16 protein-coding genes are annotated in these 15,638 nt (G+C 40.7%); 6 read left to right on the top strand and 10 right to left on the bottom strand.

Annotated features, from left to right (window positions below):
- Nucleotides 1–5 precede the first annotated feature (5 nt).
- Entirely contained in the window at nucleotides 6–341 is a 336-nt protein-coding gene (locus AC3AQ9_RS04050; RefSeq protein ID WP_488306160.1) for a hypothetical protein, read from the top strand.
- Between the two features lie 85 nt (nucleotides 342–426).
- Here the strand turns inward: AC3AQ9_RS04050 and AC3AQ9_RS04045 are convergent, their stop codons facing one another.
- The 3 genes from AC3AQ9_RS04045 to AC3AQ9_RS04035 all read right to left on the bottom strand — a co-directional run bounded on the left by AC3AQ9_RS04045 (nucleotide 427) and on the right by AC3AQ9_RS04035 (nucleotide 3,907).
- Nucleotides 427–1,419: a bile acid:sodium symporter family protein gene (locus AC3AQ9_RS04045; RefSeq protein ID WP_488306159.1), complete on the bottom strand. Its 993-nt coding sequence runs from the start codon at nucleotides 1,417–1,419 to the stop codon at nucleotides 427–429.
- The gene (locus tag AC3AQ9_RS04040; protein WP_488306158.1) at nucleotides 1,416–2,819 is read right to left on the bottom strand and encodes an FAD-binding oxidoreductase; all 1,404 of its coding nucleotides are present in this window, start codon (nucleotides 2,817–2,819) and stop codon (nucleotides 1,416–1,418) included. The genes AC3AQ9_RS04045 and AC3AQ9_RS04040 overlap by 4 nt, the downstream gene beginning before the upstream one ends.
- A 386-nt stretch (nucleotides 2,820–3,205) precedes the next feature.
- Nucleotides 3,206–3,907: a GDSL-type esterase/lipase family protein gene (locus tag AC3AQ9_RS04035; RefSeq protein WP_488306157.1), complete on the bottom strand. Its 702-nt coding sequence runs from the start codon at nucleotides 3,905–3,907 to the stop codon at nucleotides 3,206–3,208.
- Nucleotides 3,908–4,481: 574 nt separating this feature from the next.
- Here AC3AQ9_RS04035 and AC3AQ9_RS04030 point away from each other — a divergent pair.
- The 3 genes from AC3AQ9_RS04030 to AC3AQ9_RS04020 all read left to right on the top strand — a co-directional run bounded on the left by AC3AQ9_RS04030 (nucleotide 4,482) and on the right by AC3AQ9_RS04020 (nucleotide 6,822).
- Entirely contained in the window at nucleotides 4,482–4,748 is a 267-nt protein-coding gene (locus AC3AQ9_RS04030) for a DUF378 domain-containing protein (protein WP_488306156.1), read from the top strand.
- Between the two features lie 248 nt (nucleotides 4,749–4,996).
- On the top strand, nucleotides 4,997–5,509 hold the full coding sequence (locus tag AC3AQ9_RS04025; RefSeq protein ID WP_488306155.1) for a GNAT family N-acetyltransferase: 513 nt from the start codon (nucleotides 4,997–4,999) through the stop codon (nucleotides 5,507–5,509).
- A 737-nt stretch (nucleotides 5,510–6,246) separates the two neighbouring features.
- Nucleotides 6,247–6,822: a TVP38/TMEM64 family protein gene (locus AC3AQ9_RS04020; protein ID WP_488306154.1), complete on the top strand. Its 576-nt coding sequence runs from the start codon at nucleotides 6,247–6,249 to the stop codon at nucleotides 6,820–6,822.
- Between the two features lie 21 nt (nucleotides 6,823–6,843).
- On the opposite strand, the gene AC3AQ9_RS04015 is transcribed toward AC3AQ9_RS04020, so the two are convergent.
- Complete coding sequence (locus AC3AQ9_RS04015; RefSeq protein WP_488306821.1) at nucleotides 6,844–7,398, bottom strand: divergent PAP2 family protein; 555 nt, start codon at nucleotides 7,396–7,398, stop codon at nucleotides 6,844–6,846.
- A 233-nt stretch (nucleotides 7,399–7,631) separates the two neighbouring features.
- On the opposite strand from AC3AQ9_RS04015, the gene AC3AQ9_RS04010 reads away from it, so the two are divergent.
- Nucleotides 7,632–8,033 (top strand): DUF2512 family protein, encoded by a 402-nt coding sequence (locus AC3AQ9_RS04010; protein ID WP_488306153.1) that lies wholly within the window; start codon nucleotides 7,632–7,634, stop codon nucleotides 8,031–8,033.
- Nucleotides 8,034–8,109: 76 nt separating this feature from the next.
- Here the strand turns inward: AC3AQ9_RS04010 and AC3AQ9_RS04005 are convergent, their stop codons facing one another.
- Both AC3AQ9_RS04005 and AC3AQ9_RS04000 read right to left on the bottom strand, forming a co-directional pair.
- The gene (locus tag AC3AQ9_RS04005; RefSeq protein ID WP_488306152.1) at nucleotides 8,110–8,535 is read right to left on the bottom strand and encodes a DUF1259 domain-containing protein; all 426 of its coding nucleotides are present in this window, start codon (nucleotides 8,533–8,535) and stop codon (nucleotides 8,110–8,112) included.
- Nucleotides 8,536–8,614: 79 nt separating this feature from the next.
- Nucleotides 8,615–8,977 carry a GNAT family N-acetyltransferase gene (locus tag AC3AQ9_RS04000; RefSeq protein WP_488306820.1) on the bottom strand — a complete coding sequence of 121 codons (363 nt, stop codon included), beginning with the start codon at nucleotides 8,975–8,977 and terminating at the stop codon, nucleotides 8,615–8,617.
- A 653-nt stretch (nucleotides 8,978–9,630) separates the two neighbouring features.
- On the opposite strand from AC3AQ9_RS04000, the gene AC3AQ9_RS03995 reads away from it, so the two are divergent.
- Nucleotides 9,631–10,380, top strand: coding sequence for an arylamine N-acetyltransferase family protein (locus AC3AQ9_RS03995; protein WP_488306151.1), 750 nt, complete (start codon nucleotides 9,631–9,633; stop codon nucleotides 10,378–10,380).
- Nucleotides 10,381–10,448: 68 nt separating this feature from the next.
- Here the strand turns inward: AC3AQ9_RS03995 and AC3AQ9_RS03990 are convergent, their stop codons facing one another.
- From AC3AQ9_RS03990 to AC3AQ9_RS03975, 4 genes are all read right to left on the bottom strand, one after another.
- Nucleotides 10,449–11,351 carry a proline iminopeptidase-family hydrolase gene (locus tag AC3AQ9_RS03990; protein ID WP_488306150.1) on the bottom strand — a complete coding sequence of 301 codons (903 nt, stop codon included), beginning with the start codon at nucleotides 11,349–11,351 and terminating at the stop codon, nucleotides 10,449–10,451.
- Nucleotides 11,352–11,523: 172 nt separating this feature from the next.
- On the bottom strand, nucleotides 11,524–13,554 hold the full coding sequence (locus tag AC3AQ9_RS03985; RefSeq protein ID WP_488306149.1) for a Na+/H+ antiporter: 2,031 nt from the start codon (nucleotides 13,552–13,554) through the stop codon (nucleotides 11,524–11,526).
- 77 nt (nucleotides 13,555–13,631) lie between these two features.
- On the bottom strand, nucleotides 13,632–14,636 hold the full coding sequence (locus AC3AQ9_RS03980; protein WP_488306148.1) for an HNH endonuclease: 1,005 nt from the start codon (nucleotides 14,634–14,636) through the stop codon (nucleotides 13,632–13,634).
- A 169-nt stretch (nucleotides 14,637–14,805) separates the two neighbouring features.
- Nucleotides 14,806–15,636 (bottom strand): carbohydrate ABC transporter permease, encoded by an 831-nt coding sequence (locus tag AC3AQ9_RS03975; RefSeq protein ID WP_488306147.1) that lies wholly within the window; start codon nucleotides 15,634–15,636, stop codon nucleotides 14,806–14,808.
- Nucleotides 15,637–15,638: the final 2 nt, after the last annotated feature.

Genomic DNA, 15,638 nt, shown 5'->3' with positions numbered 1-15,638 from the left:
CACTGATGAAGTTCATCCCTAAGACCTTATTATTCGGACTGCTTGTCTTGTCGCTCTCTGGCTGTATCGAACGTCCGGAAAATGAAATGGTTCAGGAAACAGAACGCACAGAACCGGCATCAGGCATTGACTTGACAACTCAAACGGATGGAATTTTTAAAGGTTTTGCCGACGCTGAAAAAGACGAAGTGATCATCGATATCAAAGGCACAGAAAAACGTTATCCCATTTCCAAAGACGCCACGGGCGATTTTAAAGTTCTTAAAAAAGGTGACGAAATCGTTTTCTCCACAAAGACTGTAGGTGGCATAGAGCGGATTGAATTTTTGCGGCAAAAATAAAAAAACGAGAAAAGCTGCTTGCCAGCTTTTCTCGTTTTTTGTTCTTTTCTAATTTCTCTTGGCTATCAGAGAGCAATTTTAGGCGTTATTTTCCTGCATTCGCACCGGAAGGAACCGCTTTATCAGAAGAAGTAGCCGCTGGATTATCTTCCTGGACGGGTTTTTTCGACCAAATTGTTGCAATGATCGGTCCGGAGATATTATGCCAAATAGCTCCCCACACGCTTGGAAGTGCAGCAAGCGGACTAAAGTGGGCTGTTGCCAAGGCAACTCCAAGACCTGAATTCTGCATGCCGACTTCAATTGAAATGGCGCGTCTATCGTTTTCATTCAATCCGAGCGCCATTGCCGTTAAATAACCGAGCAATAATCCGAAACCATTATGCAGGAACACGGCAATAAAGACGATGAACCCGGCACTGACGACATTCGAAGCATTGGCTGCAGTCACTGCAGAAACAATGATCAAAATGGCCAATACTGAAATCAGCGGCACAATCGAAACGCTTTTCTCTACTGCTGTCGGGAAAAACTTCTGTACAATAAACCCTAAAGCGATCGGAAAGATAATGACTTGAACAATGGACATAAACATGGATACCGGATCAACCGGCAGCCATTGCCCTGCTAATAACAAAAGCAATAATGGAGTCATAATTGGTGCCAGCAAAGTTGACATGGAAGTCATGGCGACAGACAATGCCAAGTTTCCTTTTGCCAAGTAAACCATCACATTAGAAGCTGTTCCACCCGGGACGCACCCCAAGAGCACCAAACCTGCAGCAAGTTCTGGAGGCAATTTCAGCAAATAGGCAATGGAGAAAGCGGCTAGCGGCATGATGATAAATTGCGCAGCTACTCCGATGATGACGGGAATTGGGCGCATGAGAACAATTTTAAAGTCCACCGGTTTTAAAGTCAGCCCCATTCCGAACATGACAATCCCAAGCAAAATGGTGATATAGTTTCCGAATGGCAAGAATGGCTCGGGAATCAAAAAGGCGATGATAGCAATGGCAATCACCCAAACAGCGAAATACTTACCGGCAACAGCACTCATTTTTTCAAGCAGTTTCATTGGGAGACCCCCTTTTCCTCGGATTTGACATTTTTATTCGGATTCAGCAAATTGTGGGGATCCAATGCCTGTTTGATTTTCTGCATCACGAAAAGCGCATCGCCGTGTTCCTGCTGCTGATATTTCTGTTTACCGATGCCAACGCCATGTTCTCCTGTACAGGTGCCGCCCCGCTCAAGCGCGTAGAGGACAATCCGTTCATTGAATTCCCCGGCCTTCGCAACTTCTGTTGCATCCTTCATATCCATCATCAGCAGCACATGGAAATTGCCGTCTCCGACATGTCCGACGATTCCGCCGATCAACTCCATGCTTTCCAGGTTTTCACGGGCATGGGCAACGGCTCCAGCAAGTTCGGATATCGGCAGGCAGACATCGGTTACCATCATTTTCTTGCCTGGATAGCCGTGGATGAACGCATAAGCCAGATTGTGCCTGGCTTCCCATAGTTTGTTGCGGCCGGCAGTATCGGTTTCAAATTGAATTTCCTGGCAACCGTGCCCCAAAACGATGTCATTCATGAATTCAACATCTTGCTTTAAGCCAGCTTCGTTTCCATGGAATTCCAAAAACAGAGTCGGTTGTTCCTGGTATGTTGTTTCGCTGTAAAGATTGACTTGTTTCATCGACGGTTCATCGACCAGCTCGACACGCGCTACGGGAATGCCTGCCTGCAGTATGGACACTACCGCTTCTACAGCGTCATTGACAGACGGGAAGCAGGCCCGCGCTGCAGATACATGCTCCGGAATGCCATACACGCGCAGCGTCATTTCCGTAAAGCAGCCGAGTGTTCCTTCAGAACCGGTGAATAATCCATTCAAGTGAAGGCCGGATGACGATTTAGCGGCCATATTGCCTGTGTGGATGACCATGCCATCGGCAAGCACCACTTCCAAGTCGCGCACTTGATCACGCATGACGCCATATTTGACTGATGTAGTTCCACTGGCATTGGTCGCTACCATTCCTCCGAGCGTCGCATCCGCTCCAGGATCTACACTAAAAAACAAACCGTATTTCTTCAGTTCCTTATTTAACTGAGTGCGCGTCACGCCAGGCTGTACTTTTACCAGAAAATCATGTTCCTTAACTTCAAGCACTTTGTTCATCAATGAAAAATCAATCGTGATTCCTCCATTAATTGGAATGACATGGCCTTCCAGACTCGACCCAAGGCCGAATGGAACAACCGGCACCTTAAATTTGTTGGAGATTTTCATAATTTCGCTGACCTGTTGGGTTGTTTCAGGAAAAACGACAATGTCCGGTAATTGAAGAGCATGATAAGATTCATCTTTGCCATGCAATTCTCTTACCGTCTCATTGACCGTGACCTGTTCTTCTGCTAATGCCGCTTTTAAGGCATCGATAATTACGGTGAGGTTCTGTAGGGTCATAATCTTTCGCTCCTTATGTATAACGATTCCCGGTAAAGAAATAAAGAATATCTAAAATCTCCTGTTATTTCAGTCCGGTTAATAGTGTTCATTATACATAATTATCAGAAAAGTTAAAAGGAATATAATATTAAAATAATAATAAACAGCTCAAACTTTGATTTTCTGCCGCGTTATGGATCAAGAAACAATTTGCTAAAAAACTAATAATAACGGATCCCTTAAAAAGCTCATGTTGGTATATATCAGTAAAGTCCAATCTTGCTGCAGCTTTTTTATGGAGCTACGATCGCTATTGCCATCCTCTATTTGTTGCTTCAATTGATTTGCATTGAAAAAGGCCCCTTGGTATGTCATACCATTGGGCCTTTTCTATATTAACCCCATCAAGATTGATTCGCTCTTTCTGGGGGATTAATGATAATACCGGTAGAATCTAAAGTTTTCATCAATAATTCATGCATTAACTTATAACCGGCGTCATTTGGATGAATCGCGTCGAGCCAAATCTCCGGATTTTTCCCCATAATGTCCGTGCGGGAAACAATGACATCTTTCTCACCGATTGATGAGTTCCATAGCCGCAATAATAGATCCGTAAAGCCAAAATACTGTACTTCTTTTTTCATCGAATTATACAAATTGTTCTGGACAATTAAGATAGCTTCATTGAGCTCCCGGATCCGCTTATAAGTTTCAAGCAAATTCTGGCGGAACGTCCGTTTAATGGAGGAAAATTGGCGCACCAGCCCTTTCGCTCCGTATCCGCGGAAGCCCCGGAGCAAATCATTGCCGCCGATATTGATCAAAACCATATCTGCAGAGGCAATTGTTTTGTCCCAAATGCCTGAACGCAGACGTTCTACCATTCCATTGCTTGTCAATCCGTTTATGCCCAAATTAGTCACTTTGCTATTTTGAAAGGTTTCTTTCAAGTATTTAGCGATGCCGCCTTGTGTACCGTAGCCATAAGCGACTGAATCACCTAGCAGTACAATGTGGTTTATATAAAGCATTTTTTTCTGCTTTTTTGGATGCGAGAAAGGCGCTCCTGTCAAAAGGGCGCCAGGCTGAGAATTGGTTTTCATCCTGCAACACGTCCCTTTCTAGTTGGATATGCACTAATTTTATCACAAAAATACCAGTTCTTCGATTTTATCGCTTTGCTGAAAATGTGTAATATTTATGTCTATTTTCTTGTCTTTATATCAAGCTATTCCATCTGATATGTTTTAAAGGAATAATTTAATTTTACATAAGATATTGAATGTACTCAAATTCTTTTGGCTTTTTCTATGCATTTCCCCCGTTCACTTTGCTTGGAAATGAAATCATCTAACGTTTTTTCAGGCACACTCAGGCGAAGAATGCTTTTTCCTCTTTAGTCTATTATAAACCTTTCTTTAAAATAGAACAAGTGTTCTGTTCCGAGAAGGAAACAACTTCTGAATTAGAAAGAACAGATGAACGATTGGTCAAAGCAGCTAAAGAAGAACCAGTGATTGATCCACGCCGTCCGCTACACTGGGAAGCGGATGTCTTCTCAACTTATAACGAAAAAAGTCATTTCTTCAATGTAATGTAAGTAAATGGTTTTCGTCCAGCTCTGCTGGGTATATACGAATTAACATGCTACGGCAAAATATAGGAAGGAGGAAAAATATGAAAAATCTGAATGTCTTTTCATTGATTTTAGTGATTATTGGAGGAATCAATTGGCTTTTGGTCGGCTTATTCAAATACGATATTGTGGCAAGGCTGTTAGGCGGCCAAGCTGGCCAAAAATCAAAATTATCCAGATCGGTTTATTCACTAGTAGGGTTAAGCGCTTTGTACTCCCTTAAGTTGATTCCATATGTAAACCGTAAAAATGCCTATGAGCCCAAGCCCATTGCCACTGGCCACGATGATCAACCGTTTATTATGTAAGCTAGACATAAGCCATAACTTGCCATTACTGGCCGGAGATGGCTTTTTATATGCCTCAGAACACTGGACTGGGCAAGGATTTCTTACCTCATACAATAAGCTTTTAGAGTTCGGACTAATTTTGGCGTCATTGTATGTATCGGCTGCAAAAAACTTAATGGGTGAAGTTTCATGTGATTATAAATAAAGAACACGAATTGACGCTAAGGAATCGAAAGAGTTTAACTTAAGAAGATGTGAGGTGTAACGTGATATTTAGAAAAAGCGAAGTAATGGATATCGAAAAAGCGAACGCGCTTTTTCGAACTTGTATGGCAGATTTGCTTGCGCGGGAAGGGTTTAATGACCAAATTTTATATGAAGAAGAAATCGATAGGCTAAATAAAGCCGTGACTAAAAGTTTCGCGGAATCAGCAAATCATTTTTATATTGCTCTCCAAGAAAATCAACTTGTAGGAACGATTGCCCTGCAAATTCCCTGGGACCTGATAGAGTCAATGGTTGATGTAGATTCAGGGCAATACGAAGTAGCGTGCGTATATGTACACCCTGACTATCAGCGACAAGGAGTGGGAGAATATCTATTGCAAAATGCAATTAACCAACTAAATAGTTTTGGCAAAACAAAGTTCTATTTAGATGCTGGATTTTCTAGTTCTCAGCAGTATTGGTTAAAGAAACTAGGGATTCCCAGCCGTCTGATTGAAGATTATTGGGGAAAAGGAAAACCGCATATGATTTGGATCAAAGACATTGAATAAGTCTTAGCTTTAAATTTCAACATTTATCCTTTAATTACATAAACAGCCCCAAAGCTCTTAGCTTCGAATGACATGGGGCTATTTTTAGCTGCCATCCCGATGCTGAAGCACCGTTTTTCAACAATGATTTAACGGAAGTGAAACTCAAGCAAATCGCACACCTAGATCTGGGAGAAAATCACACTCCCCTACCTCTCGCTGTGCAAATTTTCCTTAAAAAATCAACGGATACAGGTTTCTCCCCTATTTCTCTCAACCACATAGAAAGTCGCCCGGAAAGATTGATGTGATGTGCAATCACATGGTGGATCGCATCGCACCAAATTAATCGATCGACTTGACCGTTCGGCAGCTGCTCTTCAAGAATACGATTTTTTATCTCAGGCTGCCAATTTGCGAAAATTCTCGAAATCTCTTGGAAATCCGCTTTTCCTTGCAAAAGGTTTTGCCAAGCTCCATTCAACATCCGACATATGAAAAAGGGTCTTTAATATGCTTCTCTGACCATCCAATTATACTGAAAGAAACTCTGCAAATTATTCACTCCATTCCAAGGACTGTCATACATAAAAAACTACAAGCAACTCTCTTGTTCATTGTCCCTATATTTTTATGATTTCAAATAACGCTGAATAAATGGATTGCTTGCAAAAGGCTTGAAGAAATCCTCTTACTTGCTTTTGCGGTTTTAAAGGCTTATTCTTCAGAGTTAACAAGATATTAAATGGGGTATAACAATGGATCAATTTGAATACACGTTGGAAACTATTATTGAAGGATTCGGCTGGCTTGCCCCACTTCTCTTTGTGCTATTGCATTTGCTGCGGCCTCTCTTGTTTTTGCCTGTTATACTGGTCTGTGTCATAGGCGGATTGGTATTCGGTTTTTGGGAAGGGGCATTATTGTCTTTTATCGGCCTTTCATTAATGAGTTTGGTGTCGTATTTACTGGTTAACAAATTCCCGAAGTTCCGGAAAAAAATGTCTGACTTAAAAAAAAGAATGTTTGCAGATCGCAAAATTTCTGTAGGCCAAGTGATGATCTTACGCATAATGCCTTTTGTCCATTTTCACCTGCTTTCTCTTTATTTAATGGAAATGACGAAAACCCGCCAAGAATATATGTATTACTCCATGCTTGGCCTGATTTTACCTGCTATCATTTATACAGCGTTCGGTGAAGCAATTACCGAATTCCCGTGGTACGTAAGCTTAACCTTATTCCTTATTCTAGCGTTGGCATATGTATTTATCGGAAAGATGAATAAAGTACGTTTGAGCATTGATTTAACGAAACCAAAAAAGCGCACCTGAGAAGGTGCGCTTTTTTGGTTTTTATCTTTTGACAGGCACATAAACTTCATTTGATTCTAAACGGAATCTGGCGACTTCTTTTCTGCGCTCTCTTCTCTTTTTGCTGCGTTCATCATTTTCAATTTTCGCAGAAACAAGCCCGAATAGTACCCCGAATATAGCTCCGCCTAAAACTTCTATCGGTTGATGCCCAAGAATCTCTTTCAGCTCTTTTTCCCGCCTTTCAAATTCAAGGCTTGGGAATTCTCCTGTAAGAGAAACAAAACTATCTTCAAGATCATTGACCAGATGAGCAATTTCTCCAGTATGGCGTCGAATTCCTTGCGCGTCATACATCACGATCGTTCCGAAAACTACAGCTAAAGCTGTTTCGGTATGTCCTGTACCTTTATTCGCAGCTACATAAGCCGCAAGTGCTGATACACCAGCTGAATGGGAACTTGGCATTCCACCCGTGGTAAAGGCCTGTTTCCAATCCCATTTTCCGGTCAGGTTCTTATGTGTAAGTACTTTTAATCCTTGTGCAATTCCGATAGCTGTAAGTGAGGTCGCTATCCCTCTGTTCATTCGCTGCAATTCCATATCCCTCGTCCTCCACTCTGCATCTCAAATAACTTGCTACTTTCAAGTTTCAAGTTCTACTCCTTTTTATTACCCTAACCTTGTTCGATTTATGCAGAAATTGAAGAAAAATAGCTCAGCCTTTATCAGCGTGATAAAAAAAGCGGAATGTTGTATTTTATTGATTTAACTATTTATATTTCGGGGTAAAGATTGACTATAACAATAAAAAATAGGAGGAGATTCGGTTGAGGCATATTATGGCATTAGCGATTAAGTTTGTAATGATTGCAGCAGTCTTATTAATTATTTTAACCGGTTTTTTTGATATTTCGTTTGTGGATACGTTATTGATCAGCCTTGCTTTGACGTTAATTGCATATGCGATGGGCGATTTGATGATTTTCCGGAAATCTGGGGAACGTTCGGAACAAACAAAACGCAATTCACTTGCGACTATAGCAGATGTAGCAGTAGCCATTTTGGTGATTTGGCTTGTAGGAGAAGCGCTTGTACCTAGCACTACTGACATTATTACACCGGCAATCATTTCAGGTATTTTTATTGGTGGAGGCGAATGGTATTTCCACCAGTTCCTGGACAGCCAAGTATTCCGTGAAAGAAACCGCCGCAGAAGTTCAGCAACATAATGGCTAACTCGCCTTATGGCAAATTTAAAAGGGTTGCGGAATGTAAAATCCGCAACCCTTCTTACTTATAAACATACTATTGATCCCATGTCTTTTCCATCCACAATTCTTTTTGATCGATGTATTGCAAAGCTGAAGCGAGACGTGCCGCGAAATTTACCGGCGGCTCCATTGATTCAATATTAACCGCTATAATATGAGTATTTTCTACTTGCCACTGGCGAAAAGATGAAGGAAATGAAATTTCATGCTCCATTAAAGCAAAAGTGAAAGCTTTCAACTCTTCCGGCAACAAAAGAATTTCGGCTTTATTAAAAGCAATCCCATTGTTGTGCATCCGTTTAAAAAAAATATCCAATTCAAGGGTGCAAGTAAAACAGATATCTTCTGTGCATATTTGAAGTGTTCTATTCTTTTTAACGATGTATCGATCAGAATTCCCTTCCACTTCCGCATCTAAAAGAAGCCCTACTTTTTCCGCCACTGTTTCCACTAGCTGCATATCCTTCATTCCTTCCACATTTCAAAATAAACAAATGTCGGGCTCTTTGTTTACCTGAACTTTTTCAAATTAGCTACACTCAGTTCACGCTTTTTCTAACTTTCCTGCATGCTTCAATAAATTCTTTTGTTTCATCGACAGCTCGAATTTCCCGTGGCTCCATAATTTGCTGGATTTTTTCAACCATAGCATGTCCGATTCCTTCTCCTCGGTAGGATGGCATCACCGATATATGATGCACCGTGAAATGATTATCGCTCAGTTCCACTCCAATCAATCCGATAAAGTCATCTCCTTTTTTCCAAAGGTATAAATGGCAATCGGCATTCTCTTCATATTTTTGCATCGTCTGCTTTAATTTTTTTATTTCTTTCTCTCCTGGCATAAAAGAAAGCAATCCCATGGCAATTTTCTCACAAGATTTTTTGTACCTGATTAACATTCCGGCAAACCTCATTTCCAGTGTTCTGATCTCTTGAAGTGCTGTAGCCAACTTTCTTTCCCTCCAACGCATCCATTCATGCAATAACAACTTACAAATATCCTGCTTAAAGTTGGCAGAAGCTGTATTGCAAATGAATATATAATTTTCGAATAATAAATATTTGTAATTTATAAAGTTCCATGGCCTTAGAAGAAAAATTTCGGTGTAAAAAATCAACCAAAAGTAATGAAGTTTTTTTAATTGTCTATATATTACTAAAATTTCAGTAAATAATAAAGGGAACTTATACCTAATAAATTATACATATTGCTCGATAATAGCTAATTTTTTAAAATCTCAGATAAATTAACGTCAAATAAAAGCTTATCCGATAAAAAACAAAAATTCTTTTGCCAATGGCTAACAAAAATTATTGAAGAATACAGATCGAATAAAACATTTAATCCTTTTTTTGCTGAAGTTATTTCACTGCTTAAGTGAGAGATTTTCATCCGCAGAGCTGCTCTACTGTTGAATGGCTAAGAGCGAAGAAATTCAGAAAGAAATTTTATTGATGATTTATACTTCAACCAAATTCAAATTCCGTGTCCAATGAATGTTGCCATGCTACTATTAGAGGAGATTACGATTGAAAGGAATGGATATAAAATATGGATACGGTCGCTTATTTGAAAAGATTCAATGCTTATCCAGTGGAGGAATGCTACTTACAAGACCTAGCCCGGCTACAATCTTTGCATATGCAGAACGTCCCTTTTGAAAACCTGGATGTCATCCGGGAAGTTCCAATTTACTTGAATCTTGAATATATATATGAAAAAATCGTCACCCAGAAGAGAGGCGGTTATTGTTATGAAATCAATGGATTGTTTCACTGGCTGCTCCAAGAACTGGGGTTTGATGCTAAACTGATTTCCGCTACCGTCCAAAAGCCGGATGGTGACTGGTCGAAAGCGGATACCCATGCCGCAATCCTGGTAAATTTGGATGTGCCTTATCTTGTCGATGCAGGATTTGGGGATTCTACGATCAGCCCAATACCACTTGGCGGCGAACGGCATACCGACCATAGCGGCACCTACACCATTAAACAAGCTGATGATGAGTTTTATGACCTGGTCCGGGAAAATGATGGCGAAGAACGAACGCTTTATCGCTTTAGCCTGGAAGAAAAACAACTTGCCGATTTTCATGAAGGCTGTGTCTTTAATCAGGTTTCCAAAGATTCTCCTTTTACTCATGATGATCTGGTAACCAAAGCAACACTGGAAGGACGCGTCACTTTGTCTGACCATCAATTGACCCGTTCGGAAAATGGACAGAAAGAAAAAATACAACTTTCACCGGAAGAAAAACTAAAAGTGCTTAAAGAAGAATTTGGCATAGTTTTAAACGCTTAGACTCAAACCTTCAAATGAAAAGCCGGATTCGCTGGAAGGCTATCACCTTTTTCGAATCCGGCTTTTCATTATTTTTTCTGACTTTCCATTTTTCCATCTTCCACTGCATGCAAAAAAGATAGGATGTGTTTAAAATAGGCTTCCGTATCATCCCACATGGACAGCAAACTGCCTTTTTCACAAAAAGCTACCCGGGAAATCGGAATGCGCCTGCCCATTTCCTCGATATCCCCTTCATAAAGTGCATCATGGCGTCCTGCTAGCACCAAGGAAGGACTGGTTATTTCGTGAAGGTTTTCCCATCGATCCCAGTCTTTTAGCACGCCATTCACATCAAATTGTTGATCTCCCATCAATGTTTCCAATACATTTAAATTGATTCGCCTTTCTGTCCGAACTATAGGTTCCGGCTTGATATCCAATCTGCAGACATGCTCCTTGCCGTAGTATTCCCAGAACAGATTTTCATATTCCTCTCCTTCACTGTTGCCTGCCTCTTCTAAAGACTTCATTTGATCAACGACTGCTGCCGGCAATGCATCTCTTATTTCATTCGCACATTTTACAAATGATTGCGTACTTGGAGTGGTGTTAGAGATGATTAGCCCTTTTAAGGAATCTCCATATTTCAGTGCATACTCAATCGCCAGCATGCCACCCCATCCATGTCCATAAAGATAAAAATCTGAAAGCCCTAATCCTATACGCACTTCCTCCACTTCGTCACAAAAACGCTCTATGTCCCAAAGTTCAGGCTCATCCGGTTGATCGGAATAAAAAGAGCCCAATTGCTCATAAAAATAAATTTCAATTTCTTCAGGCGGCAAATGCTCCTGAAAAATTTCCATGTAATCATGCGACAATCCCGGCCCGCCATGCAGCAACAGTATCTTAATAGGACTTTCTCCAACTTTTCTGGTCCAGACATGGTAGCCATTATTCAATCTGATAATATTCGTTTGCCCTTCCATCTTTCCCCTCCTTAATAGACATCTTCTTCATTTAAATTATCTTATTATTCTGATAATTTAACAAGAACTATTTAAGAAAATCTATTTTGGATGCTCCAGCAGTCTTTGCTCAAAAAATAAAAAGGCTGCACAGCTGCTTGAATAAGAGCCTGCAAACCTTTTCAAATTCGTTTTAATCCCCTCGTTCATAAAGCGTTATGCTTTCAATGTAATTCACAAACCTTCTCAATTCTCTTGCTTGTTCCCGTGTGATATCTCCTGTTTCGTACATGCTATTTATCTCAGCTCTACTGGTATCCATCACGATCAGGCGCAGTTCTTCTTTTTGCAATTCGAATTGATCGTTGAACTGTGCTTCCGGACGTTTTAGACCGCTGATCATTTGATTATAGTCGGAAATAACCGAGTCGATAATTTCTTTATCATCCGAATTGTTTTTAAAGTCCTCCAGCTTCTTTACAGCAGCTTGCAGTGCTCCTAATTGAACTTCTTTGCCAATTTGCATATTGACTAAACGAGTTTCTTCATCTTTCAAAAATTGTCCTCTGAACCTTTTCCATGCCCTAATAAGTTTACCTTGTAAATGCAAAGTGAAAGAACGAATGTTTTTCCTGACTATTTCTTCCCGGCGTTCAAGAGATTTTTCAAATGCCTTATATACCTCATCATTCATGCCTTTTTTCCGGAATTCTTCAATATAGTCCCTCTCCGCATTCAAAGCCATCAACCTGATTTGTTTGGACTTTCTCCTGCGTTTTTTCGTTTTATTGGACGCAATTTCTTTTTCTGAATATGTCTGCTGAAGCCGGAATTTATATTCATCCATCAGTTCATAAGCCGCTATTTCGTTTTCTTCGTCCATTTCAGATTTGATTTTTTTTATGGAAGCCAGCAGAATACGCCTTCGGGCTTCTTCTGTATCCAAAAAGTCCGTTTGTTCGCCTTCTTCCAGCATGCCTCTACTCAGCAATGGCAGTAGTACTGTGGCAGCAATTAAAGTGAACAAAATCGTTCCAGCAGCTAAAAAAATAATTAATGAACGATTTGGAAAAGCTTCTTCATTTTCCAGAAAGAAAGGAATCGATAATACACCGACCATTGTAACGGTTCCGCGAACGCCTGTTAAACTGATAAATGAAATTGTTTTAAGACTGGGCTTTGGACTGTCTTTTATTTTCCCATAACGGTATTCATAAGTTTCAAATATATAGGCCCAAACAAAGCGAAGACCTAAAATAACAAGAGCTATTGCGATTACGTAGCCAAACAGCATCCATTCGTTGATATTCGGATTCTCCAGCACGCCACTCATTGAAGAAGGAATGCTTAATCCAAGCAGAAGAAAAACAATGCCGTTCAGTACGAATAGCATAATCGTCCAAATGTTTTCAGCAAGCATCTGTTCTTCCGCCACCAGGGTTTCAGTTCGCTCCCGGATCAACGAATGGACGATCCCGGCTACAACGACAGCAATAACTCCGGAAGCATGAAGCACATCTTCTGTAATGATGAAAATGATAAAAGGAGTCATGATATGGAGAAGTGATTGAAAAGTGACATCATTGATGCCTTGCCGGCGCAGAATAAAACGGATCCAAATGACAAACAGGCCTAAAACAATACCCAATATTGCTCCTGCCACAAATTTATAAGAAAAGTCCAATGCCGCTTCGGACAATGAAAAGTATCCTGTCACTACTGCGGCAACAGCGTAATTGAAAGCGACCAGTCCGGAAGCGTCATTGATCAACGATTCTCCCCGAACCAGATTCAGCACTTTTTGAGGGATATGAATGCGCTGGGCAATCCCATTGACTGCCACCGGATCAGTAGGTGATAAAATCGCAGCTAATGCAAAGGCCGCACTTAATGGAATATCGGCTATCATCCAATGAATAAAATAGCCACCAGCCACGGTTGTAATTAAAACAAGCAATACCGCATTTCCTAGTATCGGACCCCTCATTTTCCACAATTCATCTCTTGGAAAATGGCGGCCATCGTTGTATAAAAGCGGAGCGATAAAAAGCAGTAAAAACCATTCCGTTTCGATGTCAAACGTAATATCATCAAAGATAAAAACAATAATTATGCCTAATGCCACTTGAATTAAGGCTGTCGGGATAAATGGCGTATAGTGGCTAATAATATTGGAAATCAGCAAACAACTGATCAACAGCAATACCGTCATTAAGATATCCATATAGGCTCTCCGTTCTCCAGGGGGTTAAGTTGATATTCTTGTATACCCGGAAAAGCTCGGTTCACTGCATGCCTTTATTAATTTTTCTCTATTGCTTCCACTTTTGGGTTGATTTCTTCCAGCATCTTTTTTTCTTCATTCAGATTAGTCCGACGAATTTTTTTATCAATGAAAACATTCTTTTTATGCCATTTAAAGTAAGAGCTGTTTTCCGGATAGACTGTCACTCTTAAACGTGCGGACAAGCCATAATCGCTGTATTTCTCTTCAGGAATCTTTGTTGAAATTTGTAATTTTCCATTCGCATTTATGGTAATGAGTCCAGCCGCATACATAGAATCATGATTGCTGCACAACAAAACACCGTTATATGGATCCAACCGTTCAAGGTCTGAACTGTCTTTCCAAGGTTTTGCATAGCTTGCTTTTAATACAGGCTCCAAGTCCATCCCGCAAATAGGGCAAGATTTGTTCCATAATCGCGTAAGCCGTTTTCTGTGCTGCTGTTCCCCGCGCTGCATCTTTGTTTTCGCTTCCAAGATGGTTTCAGCAATCAATGGCACAAGCGGATTGTGTTCCGTTGTCCTAATCACTTCGATCGCTAATTCCAGCTGCTCTTCTTCCGGCATATATATATTCAACATACTGATGCCTTCCAGAAGTTTAATGGCAAGCTCTTCATTGCACGGGTACAAATAACCCGAGTTGCCGCTCCCATCCTCCTGAAATGCAGCGTATTTAATTGGCTGTAATTTTGAAAGCTCTTCAATCCGCTCGCCTATGCTTAAAGGCTGCTCCAATTCATGGTATTCCACAGAAACAAAATAATCCTTTTCTACGCTGCCGTTAACCACGTCCGTTGCAACCGGTTTATGTCCCAGCCGGCAGTTCTCTTTCGCTACGCTAAGAGCAACAATATAACCTTTTACATAATGGAAAATTCGATCGCCCTTTTTTATTTCTTGCATCCTTTTATAGGAATGTGGCACCATTCCGGACTTATCTTGCTGAGGGGCCCATAAAATTCCCATTCTTTTCTCTTCCTGATATGTTTCACCTTGCATGACTATAAAGCTATTCAATTAATTTCCCTCCTAAACAAATCAAAATTACGGTTTTACCTTTCCCTTGCTTTAATCATAGCGTAAAAATGCACCACCTGTTTAAAAGTTTGCCCGGATTTTTAGCAATACGCCTCGAAAACACAAAAAAGCGTGCACCTTTTGCAAGATACACACTTTAAATGGAACATTATTTAATTCCTGAACTGATAACACTTCGGACAAAGTATCGGTTGGCGGCTACAAAGATGATCAAAGCCGGCAAAGTGGCGACTACTGTTGCGGCCATCATTCGGCCGGGATTAACGAAGTTTGCTCCTTGAACAAGGTTCGCCACTCCTACTGTAACAGTTTTCATTTCGTCGGCACTGGTGACGACAGATGGCCATAGAAAGTCATTGTAAATCGTCAAAAAGGTCAAAACAGCTAAAGTGGCAACAACTGGCCGGATGGCCGGAAAGATGACAAAACGCAAGATCTGCCAAAGTGAAGCTCCGTCAATAACGGCCGCTTCTTCCAAATCTCTGGGAAACCCTCTTAAAAAACTATAAATCAGAAAGACTCCCATTGTGTTTGCTGAATAAATTAAAGTCAGCGGCGCAAACGTATTGATCAAATTCAATTCCCGGAATATATAAAACATCGGAAACAGCGTAACGATTCCCGGTATCGTCAATGCCACTACTACCATGGTGAAAAAGAACTTTTTCCCAGGAAGATTCAATCGTGCTAAAGCATAGGCAGCCAGCACATCGACGAATACAACCAAAGCGGTTCCAAAAATGGTCACGAATCCTGTATTTAACAGCCATCTTATGACCGGTACACCAGCAGCGACTCCAAAAATGCTGCCATAATTCTCCAAAGTCCATAACCTTGGCAACAATGCGGAAGAAGACATCGCTTCCCCTAAGGTCTTAAAGGAAGTGAACAGCATAAATATCAGAGGCAACAGAAACAAAAAAGCGAGTATAGTAGCAAAGATAAGAATGATAGCATTTTTACCTTTTGATCTCTTCATAG

The sequence above is a fragment of the Planococcus sp. VCh962 genome (assembly GCF_057748275.1).
Note: the sequence above shows the minus strand (reverse complement) of the source record. Positions and strands in the feature narration are given on the sequence as shown.

Coding starts and splice junctions, on each gene's coding strand:
- AC3AQ9_RS04050 (WP_488306160.1), top strand. CDS start 6: ATGAAGTTCATCCCTAAGACCTTATTATTCGGACTGCTTGTCTTGTCG.
- AC3AQ9_RS04045 (WP_488306159.1), bottom strand. CDS start 1,419: ATGAAACTGCTTGAAAAAATGAGTGCTGTTGCCGGTAAGTATTTCGCT.
- AC3AQ9_RS04040 (WP_488306158.1), bottom strand. CDS start 2,819: ATGACCCTACAGAACCTCACCGTAATTATCGATGCCTTAAAAGCGGCA.
- AC3AQ9_RS04035 (WP_488306157.1), bottom strand. CDS start 3,907: ATGAAAACCAATTCTCAGCCTGGCGCCCTTTTGACAGGAGCGCCTTTC.
- AC3AQ9_RS04030 (WP_488306156.1), top strand. CDS start 4,482: ATGAAAAATCTGAATGTCTTTTCATTGATTTTAGTGATTATTGGAGGA.
- AC3AQ9_RS04020 (WP_488306154.1), top strand. CDS start 6,247: ATGGATCAATTTGAATACACGTTGGAAACTATTATTGAAGGATTCGGC.
- AC3AQ9_RS04005 (WP_488306152.1), bottom strand. CDS start 8,535: ATGCAGCTAGTGGAAACAGTGGCGGAAAAAGTAGGGCTTCTTTTAGAT.
- AC3AQ9_RS04000 (WP_488306820.1), bottom strand. CDS start 8,977: ATGTTAATCAGGTACAAAAAATCTTGTGAGAAAATTGCCATGGGATTG.
- AC3AQ9_RS03995 (WP_488306151.1), top strand. CDS start 9,631: ATGGATACGGTCGCTTATTTGAAAAGATTCAATGCTTATCCAGTGGAG.
- AC3AQ9_RS03990 (WP_488306150.1), bottom strand. CDS start 11,351: ATGGAAGGGCAAACGAATATTATCAGATTGAATAATGGCTACCATGTC.
- AC3AQ9_RS03985 (WP_488306149.1), bottom strand. CDS start 13,554: ATGGATATCTTAATGACGGTATTGCTGTTGATCAGTTGTTTGCTGATT.
- AC3AQ9_RS03975 (WP_488306147.1), bottom strand. CDS start 15,636: ATGAAGAGATCAAAAGGTAAAAATGCTATCATTCTTATCTTTGCTACT.